General features: G+C 64.0%; 9 protein-coding genes. 2 read left to right on the plus strand and 7 right to left on the minus strand.

All coding sequences use genetic code 11. The annotated features are described in order from the left end of the window. Positions 1 to 31: 31 nt before the first annotated feature. From IAE77_RS26105 to IAE77_RS26120, 4 genes are all read right to left on the minus strand, one after another. Entirely contained in the window at positions 32 to 649 is a 618-nt protein-coding gene (locus tag IAE77_RS26105; RefSeq protein WP_294233137.1) for a hypothetical protein, read from the minus strand. 401 nt (positions 650 to 1,050) lie between these two features. Further along, positions 1,051 to 3,228: a serine/threonine-protein kinase gene (locus IAE77_RS26110; RefSeq protein WP_294233140.1), complete on the minus strand. Its 2,178-nt coding sequence runs from the start codon at positions 3,226 to 3,228 to the stop codon at positions 1,051 to 1,053. Between the two features lie 107 nt (positions 3,229 to 3,335). Further along, complete coding sequence (locus tag IAE77_RS26115; RefSeq protein ID WP_294233143.1) at positions 3,336 to 4,061, minus strand: hypothetical protein; 726 nt, start codon at positions 4,059 to 4,061, stop codon at positions 3,336 to 3,338. A 169-nt stretch (positions 4,062 to 4,230) separates the two neighbouring features. Next, positions 4,231 to 6,786: a DEAD/DEAH box helicase gene (locus tag IAE77_RS26120; protein WP_294233147.1), complete on the minus strand. Its 2,556-nt coding sequence runs from the start codon at positions 6,784 to 6,786 to the stop codon at positions 4,231 to 4,233. Between the two features lie 59 nt (positions 6,787 to 6,845). On the opposite strand from IAE77_RS26120, the gene IAE77_RS26125 reads away from it, so the two are divergent. Both IAE77_RS26125 and IAE77_RS26130 read left to right on the plus strand, forming a co-directional pair. After that, positions 6,846 to 8,294, plus strand: coding sequence for an SUMF1/EgtB/PvdO family nonheme iron enzyme (locus tag IAE77_RS26125; RefSeq protein ID WP_294233149.1), 1,449 nt, complete (start codon positions 6,846 to 6,848; stop codon positions 8,292 to 8,294). A gap of 2 nt (positions 8,295 to 8,296) precedes the next feature. Continuing rightward, positions 8,297 to 10,963: a glycosyltransferase gene (locus IAE77_RS26130; RefSeq protein WP_294233153.1), complete on the plus strand. Its 2,667-nt coding sequence runs from the start codon at positions 8,297 to 8,299 to the stop codon at positions 10,961 to 10,963. A 46-nt stretch (positions 10,964 to 11,009) separates the two neighbouring features. Here the strand turns inward: IAE77_RS26130 and IAE77_RS26135 are convergent, their stop codons facing one another. From IAE77_RS26135 to IAE77_RS26145, 3 genes are all read right to left on the minus strand, one after another. Beyond that, entirely contained in the window at positions 11,010 to 11,747 is a 738-nt protein-coding gene (locus IAE77_RS26135) for an amino acid ABC transporter ATP-binding protein (protein WP_294233156.1), read from the minus strand. Next, positions 11,737 to 12,504, minus strand: coding sequence for an amino acid ABC transporter permease (locus tag IAE77_RS26140; protein ID WP_294233158.1), 768 nt, complete (start codon positions 12,502 to 12,504; stop codon positions 11,737 to 11,739). Before IAE77_RS26140 ends, IAE77_RS26135 begins: the two co-directional genes overlap by 11 nt. A 44-nt stretch (positions 12,505 to 12,548) precedes the next feature. Continuing rightward, positions 12,549 to 13,167 (minus strand): N-acetylmuramoyl-L-alanine amidase (locus IAE77_RS26145; RefSeq protein WP_294233161.1); only part of this gene is annotated, 619 nt, incomplete at its 5' end.

A 13,167-nucleotide genomic window follows, 5' to 3' on the forward strand; every position in this document is an offset into this window, starting at 1 on the left:
TAAAGGGTTGCAACAAGGTGGCGGGGACTCGTCAATTCGGGCGAACGAACACGGTGATGCGCGGATCGGAAAAGGAACCGACGGCCTTGATCGGCAAGCCCGCTCCCTCACCCTCCACAGTCGTGTCAAATTTGCCCGATTCCCCTTCGGAGTATGCCTTCTCCAGCATCTTGAGGCTGTCTCCCAGGGTTTCGCTCACTTGCAGGTGATAGCGGCTGCCTTTTCCGAACAAGGACACGGAAGGGAACGCCCAGGCCACCGTGATGTAAAAGAACCTGCTGTCGACTTCCGCGCGGTAGATGACACCGTTGTAGTTGTCGTAGTTACCAGCGCGCGAAGAGGTCATGATGGCACAGCCTGAGCCAGCACCAATGAAGGGATCGGGCGCGGTCTGGAAAATGCCGCAGGAATGATCGTGCGTCTTGGAAGAGGACTGGGCCACGAGCTCCAGTGTGATGCCGCCCAGATTGTTGATCACGTCCACCACGACAGTGCAGCTGTAGTTGCATTTGCCCGCCAGCTTGTTCACCAGGCTCAGCGCCTTGCCCACGGTCTCGAGCCCCCCTTTGAGCTGCTCCGATGCGGACTTGGGCTTGTCCATCGCTTCCTTGACCGCCTTGCGTATGTCTTCCACGTTGCAGTTTGGCATGGCAGGCTCCACAGCCCGGGGCTTCGGCTCGCGGCGGATTTTTTTCGTCCGTTCAGAAGCGGAGTCTTGCAGCGCTTCAGCGTCCGTCGGCACATCCTCCTGCGGAGCAGGCCAGTGAGTGGCCTTTTTCCTCGTGACCTCGGACCCGTCCGCCTCCGCCGGCCGCGCCATCAGCTCACTGCGGCGCAGAGGCGGCTGCGAGTCCGTGTCACTCGTGTCTGCGATGTCATCTAGCTCCTGGGACAGCCGGCGTGCCTCGGCGCTCTCGAGCGGCCCGGCATCGACGTTCGTCTCATCAATTGGAATGATATTTTTGGCCATGAGAAAAAAGTGCTCACAAGAGATCCACACGGCTTCTGCTGCGGCGTTACCCGCGTTCTGAAACTTTTTTCAGCCAACTCTCACCGCCCCGTCGCCTTCAAATGCTCCGCAAGGAGCTGCTCCAGCTTTGCTGCCTGGGGCACGAGCGTGCCATCGCCGCCGCGCAGGCGGTCGAGCCACTGGGTGAAGAGCGCGTCGGCCTCCGCGACGCGGCCCAATTCCACGAGAGTCTGCGCATACTTGGCCACCTGCTGCTGGGTTTCGGAGCGGGAGGGGCCGAGAGCCATGTCGAAGGCACGCAGGGCATCTCGCTGCGTGGCGAGCAGCCCCGCGTCATCGTGCAGCGCTTCCTCCAGGGCGAGCAAGTAGCTCAGGACCTCCATCGCTCCTGGATTGGCCGGACCCTCAAACTTCCAGTAAATGTCCAGCGCCTGACGCAGGTGCCTGACTGCCTCCGCCGTCTGGCCGAACTCATGGCTGACCTTCGCCAGCATGTGGCAGAAACGGGCTGTTTCGTGTGAAACCTCGGGGTTGATCTCGTGGACGGCGCGCCTGCAATTCGTCCGCCCAAAGGACAATGCCTCTTCGTGACGGCCGTTTCTAAACAGGGCCTGCATGTAGATGTTGTCAAACTTCACCCTGGAAACGGGGGGATCCTCAGGACGCTGTTCCATCACGGCTCTGACCTTTTCGAGCAGTCCCAACGCCTCCACCTCGCCTCCGGTGACAACCAACCGCCTCGCCAGGGATTCCATGGCCCGGATGGTCTGTGGATCATCCAGCCCCAGGTGGTCACGGTGCCATTCATAGACCGTGCGCAGCTCCGGGATCAGCCTGCCGTCTCTGTTGTAACTGCCTGGCTTCGTGCTGGCAGCGCGCCAGCGCAGATACCAGATCTGCGGGTCATCGGGCGGGAGCGTGCGCTGGGCGATCTCCACGGCTCTCTCGTAGCAGCGGGAGTTGTCCTCCTGCTCAAGCAGGGTGCCGGTGCTCGTGATGAGGGCGATCTGCCGCCGTGGATCGCCCTCGAATGCCTCCACCTGCTTCAAAAACTCCGTCACGATCTCGTCCTTGGTGGTGACCGGCCCGCCGTGCTGGTCATCGAACACCTTCAGCATCTCCACCATCAGACCGGTGACCGCCTCGGCGTCTTTGAGCTCACGCCGCGCCTGATCACGGGCCGCCACGGCCTGCTGCCGTTGCCACAAGGCCACGCCACTGCCCACGACCAGACCCGACGCCGTGAGGGCGACCGCCGCCGCGAGGGCCTTGTTCCGCCGCACCCAGCGGAATCCGCGCTCCCACGCATCCACCGGCCGGGAGAGGATCGTTCCGCCATTTTGCCAGCGCTCCAACTCATCAGCGAGAAATCCGGCGCTCGGCGGCCGCTTTGACGGCTCCTTCTCCAGACAGCGCTGCACCAGTGTGGCCAGGTCCGCGTTCATACCCCGCAAATCGAGTGCCACGGGGGATGCATCGGTCACCTGGCGCATGATCTCCGCGCTGCTCTCGCCAGTGAAGGGCAGCCTCAGTGTGAGCAGCTGATGCAGCAGCACACCCAGCGCCCACACGTCACTCGCTGTCGTGATCTGCCGCACACGTCCTGCCGCCTGCTCCGGGCTCATGTAATGCGGTGTGCCGAGCTGCGCGGTGGTGCGTGTGAGCATGCTGTCATCGTCCAGCAGCTTCGCCAGGCCGAAGTCCGTCAGATGCGGCTCGCCGCGCTCATCCAGCAGGATATTCCCCGGTTTCAGATCACGATGCAGCACGCCGCGCGCATGCGCATGCTGGACTGCGCGCGCGGTCTTCACCATGATGATGGCCGCCTCGTGCGGAGACAGCGGTTCGCCCGCCTCGGACAGCCTTTGCGCCAGCGACATGCCCGCGACGAGCCGCATGGTGAAAAATGGGATGCCATCGCTCTCTCCCACATCGTGGATTGGCACGATGTTCGGGTGCTCGAGCTGCGCCGCCATCTCCGCCTCAGCACGAAAGCGCGTGATCTCGTCCTGCCGGGCAAAGGCGGCCAGCCGGATCATTTTCAGCGCCACCGTGCGCTTCAACTCAGAGTCCTCGGCCTCATAAACCACGCCCATGCCGCCGCTGGCGATCTCCCGCAGCAGCCGGTAGCCGGCAAACTCGCATGGCAGCGGCAACGGCCCTGCCCGTGAGAAAACGCGCGCGGAGCCACCATCCACGGACTCCGAGGGTGTGTCCTCCGCCTCCACCGCCTCGTTGAAAAAGCACGCCAGACACACGCCGTCTGCCTCGAGCCGGCTTGAACATGCAGGGCAAGTTTCACCCGAAGGCGAGGTTGGGGTTGCTGAGTTCATTTCACAATATGAACACCGAGGAATGCGTCATGTTACCCCGCCAGCAACGCAGCCAGATGCCGCAGCTCGCCATCCACATCGGCATCGCTGCCCACCACGCGCCGCACCTCATGCCGCAAGAGCGTCGCAAAGCGCAGGCGCATGTCATGCGCCGCTTTCCGCACCGCCACGATGCTCATGCCAAATGGGCCGGCCACTTCGTCCCACTGGGGAGACCCGCTGAGCGGACCGCACACGCGCCGCCTCAGCTCCTGAAAAAAGTCCCGCCGCTCCTCACGCGCCTCGATTTCTTCGTCCAGCCGCCTCAGCGCCAGATCGAACAGCGTCCGCGCCCACTTTCGATCGTAAAGCTGTTCCGCCAGCACATCGGCAGGCAGCTCTTCGACAGGCAGTTCGTGAATGGGCAGCATCACCGCGCCACCGCCACGCCGCAGCGCGTGCGCATCCCGCCGTTGGTTGCTGAGCCAGCGGGTGAAGCAGGTCAGCAGAAACGTGCGAAAGCGCGTCTCACGGCGCGTCACATGCTGCAGCACCTCACGCCTCAGCAGATGCTCAAAAAAGCCCTGCACCGCATCAGACGCCTCATCATGCGGAGAACCGCGCTGGCGCAAGAAAACATACAGTGGCTGCCAGTAAGCCCGCGCCATCCTTTCCAGCGCCTGGAGGGCCACGCTTTCATCCACCGCATGCGCGTTGACGACCACGCTCCACATCGTGGTGGGGAAGCCAGGGGCATGAAAAGCAACGTGTGGCGTCATTTTGAGGGCGTATTTTAGGCCTCCGCCGCCTTTCTGAAGGATTCGCCACCTAGATGCAAGCAACTTGTCAGCCAGACATAAACATGAACTGACTCTGAAATGCCGGATTCTTAACGCCAGCCGCTTCGGAACGCGTCTTCCCGTGTCATCAAGCAGAGACCGGCCCTGTTTATCTCTGCGCTACCGTTTTCCGCTCAAACTCGCGCCACAGCCGTTCGATCGCCTCTTCGGGATCTTCGAGCATCAGGCCTTCCTTGATCTTCGTGGCGAAGATGCCGAAGGAAAACGGCGTGACGACCGGGACAGGGTTCAACCGCCATTCCAGCGTCTCCGCGCTCTTCAAAAAGTCCTGGGCACGTGGCAGATCCAGGAATGTGTGAGCGGCCTCCCGTCGGGCCTGCTCCAGCAGCGGATGATCCGGCTCATGCTGGCACAGGACGCGGAACAGCACCTCCGAACTCCACCGCAGTTGCTTGATGCGGCGTTCATGGCCGGGACGGTTGCGTGGCACCATCAATCCGGTCTGCGCCACACCACGGAACTGCCACTGCACGAGCGAGGAATCCTTCAAAGCCGCCGACAAATCACGCTCCGCGTCCTGGATGACGAACAATTCCCGCCAAGCCTCCAGTTCCAGGTCTTGAAACGGCTTCAGGGTCAGCAGGAAGCCGTAATCGTCAATGGTGACCAGCGCATTTCCGCCCACGGCGGTCTTCAAACGCTGCGCGACGATGCGTGACAGCGCGTCATTGGCCGAACGGCCGATCAGGCTGTGGAAAAAGAAGTGCAGAAGGCCGGCGTCGTCGGGATCGCCCTCGTTGCGTTCGTGGAACCGCTCGATCAGCATCGTGTGCGCGGTGGGAATCGAGGAAACCTGAAGCTGGTTGCGACAGTGCCTCACAATCGCATGCGCGTTCGTGGTGGAGATCACAAACCGCTCCACCAGCCAGTCGGCGATGGTTTCATCATCCTGCGCCGGGAGCCGTGCGGCCAGTTCGGTGCGCAGAGCGGCCGATTCACGCGCCAGACCGGAGGTCAGCGGCATTTTGTTCGCGTTCCACTGCGGCACGGTGGGCATGCGGCCTTTGGCATCCTCCACCTTGATCTCCATCACACCGGTTTCGATCAAACGCACCGTGCGGCCGGCCAGGACGAAGATGTCGCCTTCCTTCAGCCGCTTCAAAAACGACTCCTCGATCTGTCCCAGCCGCCGGTTGCCCAGCCACACACTCACCATGCCCTCGGTATGAATCACGCCGACATTCGCCAGGTATTCGCGCTCCACTTTGGCGGACGGCGTCACCAGCAGGCCGTCACGCACGGCAATCTTCCCGAAGGTCTCGCGATACTGCCGCTCCAGCGAGCGGCCACCGCCTTCCAGGTAGCGCTGGATGCGGTCAAACTCCTCGCGTGTGAGACTTTGAAACGGAAAGGCACTCCGAATCAGCTCAAAGCACGCCTCCGGCGTATACCGGGCCTCCATCGCGAGGCCCACCAGATGCTGCGCCAGCACGTCGAGCGGCTTCTCCATGATGCGCACCGGGTCCAGCCGTGCATCGCGCGTCATCTCCGCGCAAACGACGCATTCCATCAGGTCGTTGATGTTCGTGGCGACGAGAATGCCGTGGCTTTCCTGATGAATCGAATGCCCGCTGCGTCCGATGCGCTGCAAGGCACGGCTGATGCCCTTCGGCGTCGAAATCATCACGACGCAATCGACGCTGCCGATGTCGATGCCGAGCTCCAGGCTCGTGCTGCACACCACGGCACGCAGTTCGCCACGCTTCAGCCGGTCCTCCACCTCCAGGCGCACATCCCGGTCCAGCGACGCGTGATGCGCCTCGATGGCGTCGGCCAGTTTCGGCAGTTCCCCCTTCAATCGCGTGGCGATGCTCTCCGTGCCGCTGCGGGTGTTGCAAAACACGATCACACTGCGGTTCCGCTCCACGATCGCCGCCACATCCTGCACCACACGCTGCGCCGTGTAGCCCGAGGGTGGATACGGATCCCGCCGCACGGGAGACAGCACCTCCACACGCCGGCCACGCGCCTTGGTGGCCTGCACGACCTCACAAGGCCGTGCGCCGGTGAGGAAACGGCCCAGCAGGTCCAGCGGTGCCGCCGTGGCCGACAACCCGATGCGAACGAGCGGATGGTTCGCTTCCAACCGCTCCAGCGACACCGTCAGGTGCGCGCCGCGTTTGTTTTCCGCGAGCGCATGCAATTCATCGACGATGACGAAGCGGCAACACTGCAAGGCCTCGGCGAAGGCCTTCTGCGGCAGCATGATCGCCAGACTTTCCGGCGTGGTGAGCAGGATGTGCGGCGGTTTGCGCCGCAGCTTCGCCCGCTCCGCGCTGGTGGTGTCGCCGGTGCGCAGGCCGATGCGGATGACCTCGCTCAAACCGACGCCCTCCAGCGGCGGGCGCAGGTTTTTCTCGATGTCGTAGGTCAACGCACGCAGCGGCGAGACATAGATGGCATGAATGCCGTCGCGCAACGTCCCTGCCTCGTGTTGGCGGATGAGATGATCCAGCACGCCGAGGAAACCGGCCAGAGTCTTGCCGCTGCCCGTCGGTGAGGACAGCAGCACCGACTTTCCAGCCAGGATATGCGGCAGCGTGAGTTCCTGCGCCTCCGTGAGCCGGCCACGAAAGGCCTTTTTCACCCAGGTCCGCAGACGTGGGTGCAGGCGTTCGGCGATGGTGGCGCTCTTTCCCGGCACGTTTTGTTTTTACGTCAGGGATTGACCGGAGGCATCTCTTTCTGCCATCGTTCCGCCGCATGAAACGACTCCTCTTCCTGCTCGCGCTGGCCTCCGCCCAGGCCCAAACACCCACGTTGCAGCTCGATCTCGGCAGCGGCGTGGTCATGGACCTCATCCTCGTCCAACCCGGCGGCTTTGAGCAAGGCTCGCCCGAAAGCGAGGACGGCCGCGAAGCCGATGAATCACCACGGCGGCGGGTCACGATCTCACGCGCCTACTACATGGCGAAGTTCCCCGTCACCCGCGGCCAGTTTGCACGCTTCGTCGAAGCCCGTCGGTTCCGCACCGAGGCCGAATCCGGCCCGTCCGGTGGTTTCGGTGTCGTGGATGGCAAACTGGTGCAGCAAAAGCAGTTCACCTGGCGGAATCCGGGCTTTGAACAGACCGACGATCATCCCGTCTGCCTCGTCTCCGCGCAAGATGCCGCCGCTTTCTGCCAATGGCTCAGCACGAAGACCGGCCGCCTGTGCTCCTTGCCCACTGAGGCCCAGTGGGAGTATGCCTGCCGCGCAGGAACGACCGCCGCACGCTATGCCGAGCCGCTGGACGACGTGGCCTGGCATCGCGGAAACGGCATGAACCAGACGCATCCCGTCGGGGAGTTGAAACCCAACGCCTGGGGCTTCCACGACTTCTACGGGCCGGTCTGGCAGTGGTGCCGCGACTGGTATGCCCCCTACCCCGCTGGCAACGCGACCGATCCGGTGCAGACCAATCGCAACCTGTCCGACAAGCCCCGCCAGGTGCTGCGCGGCGGGTCGTTTCTCAGTGACAAATCGCACGCCCGCTCCGCCGAGCGCTATCGCAACGACGCCCGCAGCCGCAATGCCGACAACGGCTTCCGCATTGTGTGCTCCACACAACGCGCGGCTGCGGTGACGCCTCCACCTCCAGCCCCACCGCCGTCAACACTGCCATCAGCCACAACCACCGCGCATGTCCCGCGGGAGACGATGGAGTCGTTTGACCTGGAGGAGCGCCCGTCCGGCGGCGGCTGGTTCGCGGGCCTGTTTCGCTTCGTGATCCCGCTGGTCCTCGTGCTTTACATCATGCGCAAACTGCGCGGCCTGCGCGGCGGCACGAGCTTCCCGACGGCCATCTCTTCCGCGCTGACCGGCGTTCAGGCTGCGGACTTGTTCTCCTCAAAGCCGTCCGGGCTTTCCCACCGCTTCGGTTTCACCCTGACGGAGGACGGCTTCTACATCACCGGCCCCGCTGAGGCCGCAGGCTCGCTGCTGCATTACGAATGCGTCGTGGGCGGGCGTCAGATCGCCGATGACATCACCTTCACGCCTGGACCGCAGGGGCAGTTCATCCTCACCGGTCGCAGACCGACCTCCGTCCGCGTGCAGACGACCGGCGGCGCTGCCGGCACGGAAAGCACGGTCGTATCGCATGGTTTTGACGATGATGACCGCCGCAGCAGCTTCAGTTCATCCTCCTCCCGCTATCCGTCCGCCTACTGAGCATGGACGGACCGGACTGGATCATCGAGAGCGCCCATGAACCGCCCTGGCTGGCGAAGCGCACCGGGCTGGGGCTCCCGCATTCGCGCCAGCGTCCTGGAGTGCGCCGGCCCTCCGGCGCTTTCGAGCCTCACCACCACTCGGAAAAGCTCCAGGGGGCTGGAGCACTCCAAGACGCTCACGCGTGGCAGGCCGGTTGGCACGTCGAATCCGGCGCCTGGAGCCCGCGTGACCACGTTTTCATCCCTGCCATCGACGAACCGGTCGTTTTGATCGGTGCGACCCTTGATGGAAACCAGCCAGACGCCGAATGGAATGCCGTCCTGCGGGCGAACGGCGGTCTGTTTCGCGCCGAGGCTGGCATCCCGCACATTCGCAGCCTGTGGTTGAACGAATCTGCCGCAAAACAGCTTCATGCGGCCCGCTTGAACGACATCGCCACCGCAGCGCTGCGACGCGGCTGGCGGGTGATCCGGCATGCGGCGCTGGATGTCGGTTTCGACCCGCATCTTCGCGTGCTGCAAGTCATCACCAGCCTGCAACGCGGCGGCGCGGAGCGCATCGTGATCGATCTGCATCGCGAACTGCCGCGCTCGGGCATCCGTTCGCGGCTGCTGACGGTCGGCTCGCCCACACGCGCGCCGTTTCCCGCTCCTGCGGACGCGATCCAGCTGCGCCTGCCGCCTGATCCGGCCCTCCGTGCGGCGGAAATCATGCGCGTGGCCCGTCAGATCGGCGCGGATGCCATCCACGCGCATCTGATCGATGGCGAGACGCTGGCGATGCTCGATCCGCAGATGCCTCTGATGGTCACCTTTCACAACCAGCGGCAAAGCTGGCCGGAGGCCATCGAACAACTGCAACAACGTCCGGACGCGCTGCTCATCGGCTGCTCGCTGGCCGTGACGAGGGAGATCGAAGCCCCGTTTCCACAGCACGCGGTGCGGACGATCTGGAATGGGATCACGTGCCCAGCCCTCGAACCGCCGCACGAACCGCGAACCACGCCGGTGACACTCGTCGCCATCGCCAACCCGCGGCCGCAGAAGCGTCTGCCGCTGCTGATGGACGTGCTGGCCGCCCTGCCAGAGACGACCTTGCTCATCGCGGGCGAGCCGTCGGCCATTCACCCAGATGCACAGGCCGAAGTGCGGGAATGCCAGCACAAGATCGCGACACAGGGCTTGGAGCAGCGTGTGCAGTGGCTGGGCGCGGTGGAGGACGTTCACGCGCTGCTCGCCAAGGCGGATGTGTTTGTCTCCACGAGCGCCCACGAGGGTCTGAGCCTCGCACAACTGGAAGCACTGGCGGCGGGTCTGCCCGTCGTCGCGACCGATGTCGGTGGAGCCACGGAAGTGTCGGCGAAGCACCCCGGCATGATGAAGCTGCTGCCTGTCGATGCCAGTCCGGCCGCCTTTGCCGCCGCCATTCGTGAAATGGCCGGAAAACGTGGCCAGGGGCAACTGGCACCGGATTTCACCACACGCGTGATGACAGAACGCCACGCGTGGCTGATGCGATCACTCGTGTGCCGCCGTGCGACGCCGAAACGCGGCCTGCTGCTGATCACGAACAATTTCTCCACCGGCGGTGCGCAAAGCAGCGCCAGACGCCTGCTGATCAAGTTACGTGAGATGGGTGAAAGGGTGCGCGCGGTCGTCCTTCAGGAGAATCCTGACGATCCGACTCCAGGACGGAGCGCTTTGATCGAAGCAGGCGTTCCGGTGACTGCCTTGGAACCCGGCGAGGCCCTGCGGGCTCTGTCGCCGTTGCTCGAACAGCTCGCTGGGGAGCCACCGGAGGCCGTTTTGTTCTGGAACGTGATTCCTGAATTCAAACTGCTGCTGGCCGACGCACTGCATGACACCCGCGTCTTTGAGGTGAGCCCGGGAGAGATGCTGTTCGCCTCGCTGGAACGCTATTTCGCCAAACCACGACCTGGATTGCCGCTTTCGGACGCTGCGGCTTACGGACGGCTCCTGACCGGAGTCATCGTGAAGCACGCCAGGGAGGTCGAACTGGCGGAAAAGGTGTTTCAACGCCCCGTGAGCCTCATTCCGAACGGTGTGACGCCTCGCGACGCCAAACCTGAGGCGGATCACGCGAAGGGGGTGATCGGCACCGCGGCACGCATTCATCCGCACAAGCGTCTGGAAGACCTGATCGCCGCGTTTCGGCTGCTGCATGCAAAGCTGCCGCAAACGCGATTGCGCATCGCCGGAGCGGCCGATTCCGGCCAGGAAGCCTATGCCAAGGCGCTGATGGAAAGCACCAGCGACCTGCCCGTGGAGTGGTGCGGCGAAATCACGCCTCTGGAGCCTTTCCACGACAGCATTTGCGTGTTTGCGATGATCTCGGAGCCGAGCGGCTGCCCGAACGCCTCGTTGGAGGCGATGGCTTCAGGATTGCCGATCGTCGCCACAGCCGTCGGCGGGGCGAATGAGCAGGTGGAGCAGGGCGTCACCGGCTTTTTGACACCCCCACGTGATGCCGAGGCGCTGGCCGCGGCATTGTTGCGAGTGCTGGAGGATGGCGAATTACGTGCACACATGCGCGGGAAAGCACTGGAGCGTGTGAAGACGCATTTCAGCCTCGATTTGATGGCGGTCTCTTATCGAAGCGTGTGTTTGGACGCGAAAGCAAAGCAGCCATCTCGCTCCGCAAGATGAGCTGAGCGCTCCTCTCGACGGAGCGAGAGGGCTACTTTGCTTCGCGTCAGCGATACTTCGACAAGCCTTCGAGGTAAGCCTGCGCCAGTTGCGTTTTCGGCCGTGTGAAAAAGTCCGCGGCGGGCGATGACTCCTGGACCTTGCCAGCGGCGAGGAAAACGACCCAGTCGGCCACTTTGCGCGCAAAGCTGATCTCGTGCGTGGCCAGGATGATGCTTTGACCGGCCTCGGCCAGTTCGCGGATGACATCGAGCACCTCGCCGGTCACCACGGGATCAAGGGCGGAGGTCGGTTCGTCGAGCAGCAGCAGGCGTGGCTTCGGTGCGAGAGCACGGGCAATGGCAGCGCGTTGCTGCTGGCCGCCGGAAAGCTGGCTGGGCCGCTTGTGCTCGTGATTTTCGAGCCCGAGGCGATGCAGCAGTTCCAGCGCCCGTTGTTCCGCCTCCGTGGCATTCATGCCATGCACCTCCCGCAGTGGCAGCGTGATGTTTTGCAACGCGGTGAGGTGTGGAAAGAGGTTGTAGCCTTGGAAGACGAAGCCGTTTTCGCGGCGGGCCTGCAACGCGCCGTCATCGTCGTGAGGCAGCACCTTCGAATCAATGCTGATGCTGCCTTCATCCGGCACGAGCAGGCAGCCGAGCACACGCAGCAGCGTGGATTTGCCGCCGCCGGAAGGCCCGAGCAGCGCGATGACGCGCGCCTCGTCCCCAGTGGCAAAAGAGGCACCGTCGAGCGCGGCGTGTGCGCCGTAGCGTTTGGTCACGGCCTGCGTTTCAAGTTTCATACGCAAACCTCCCTTCCAGCCGGCGTGCGAGATGCGACAGCGGCAGCGTGACGACCAGATAGGCCAGAGCGAGCGGCAAAAAGCCCTCCAGCGGCTTGTAGGTGGCCGCGTTCATGATTTTGACCTTCTGCACCAGTTCCTCGATGCCGATGACGGAGAGCAGCGAGGAGTCTTTGATCAGCGAGACGAGCTGCCCGGTGGTGCCAGGCAGCGCCCGGCGCAGCGCCTGCGGGATGATGACGAAGCGATACGTCTGCACCTTGTCGAAACCGACGGCCCGCGCGGCCTCCAGCTGCGAGGCGCTGATGCTTTCCACCGCTCCGCGGAAGATCTCGGCCAGATAAGCGCCCTCAAAACAACCGAGCAGGATGATGCCGGTGACCATGGGCTCGTCGATGCGCAGCGCGTTCGCGATGATGTAGTGGCCGATGAGGAGCTGAACCAGCAGCGGCGATCCCCGCACCAGCTCCACCACGGCGCCGCAGCCCATGCGCACCAGTTCCCAGGGTGAGCGCCGGCCCAGCATCAGCAGAAAGCCCAGCACGACGCTGACGACCATCGCCACCAGGGAGAGGCCCATCGTGGTGAGCCAGCCGTAGCCGAACTGCTGCCGGTAACGCCACACGCCTTCCCAATTCCACCGGTAGGCCACGGCGGAGAACAAGCCATGGAAGGCTGCTGAAGCGAACGCCAGCAGCGCCAGCGCGTAAAGCGCACGACGGGTGGACGAGGCGATGCTGGCGGGAGATTCGGGCAAGCGCGTTGATTTACGCCGGGAAGCCACGGTTTGTCCCGCGTTTTTCACTCCGCCGCACTGGCGACGAGACTGCTCTGCGCCGGCTGCGTCTGGAGGAACAGCGTCACGCCGCCCGCGATGCCGACGGCGACCTGATCACGGTAGCTTTCACGTTTCAGCCGTGCGGACTCCGCCGCACTGGTGATGAAGCCGCATTCGACGAGCACCGCAGGACACGCGGCCTGGGCCACCACGGCATAACTGCGTGCCTTGGTCCCCCGGTTCTGCGCTTTCGTGCCAGCGCAGACGCTGCGCTGAACGGCAGCGGCGAAGTCAGAGCTGCCGGACGCTGGAGCGGAGCCGGTGGCAACCCGTTGGCGGCTGGAAAGCGGTCGGGCCTCGGCAAAGTAGGTTTCGATGCCTTCGGCGTCGCTGCCTTCCCCATCGGTGTTGAGGTGAACGCTGACAAAGGCTGCGGCACCGTGTTTGGCGGCGAAAGCGGCCCGTTCTTCGAGCGGCAGGAAGACGTCCGCATCACGAGTCATGCGCACGCGCAAGCCGCGGGCCTCCAGCTCGCGCTGCAGCCGCCGGGCAATGTCGAGAGACAGGTTCTTTTCGATGACGCCGTTCGCCACCGCTCCGCCATCGTGGCCGCCATGGCCTGCGTCCACGATGATCAGCGGG

The sequence above is a fragment of the Prosthecobacter sp. genome (genome assembly GCF_014879935.1).
Classification (GTDB): Bacteria; Verrucomicrobiota; Verrucomicrobiia; order Verrucomicrobiales; family Verrucomicrobiaceae; genus Prosthecobacter.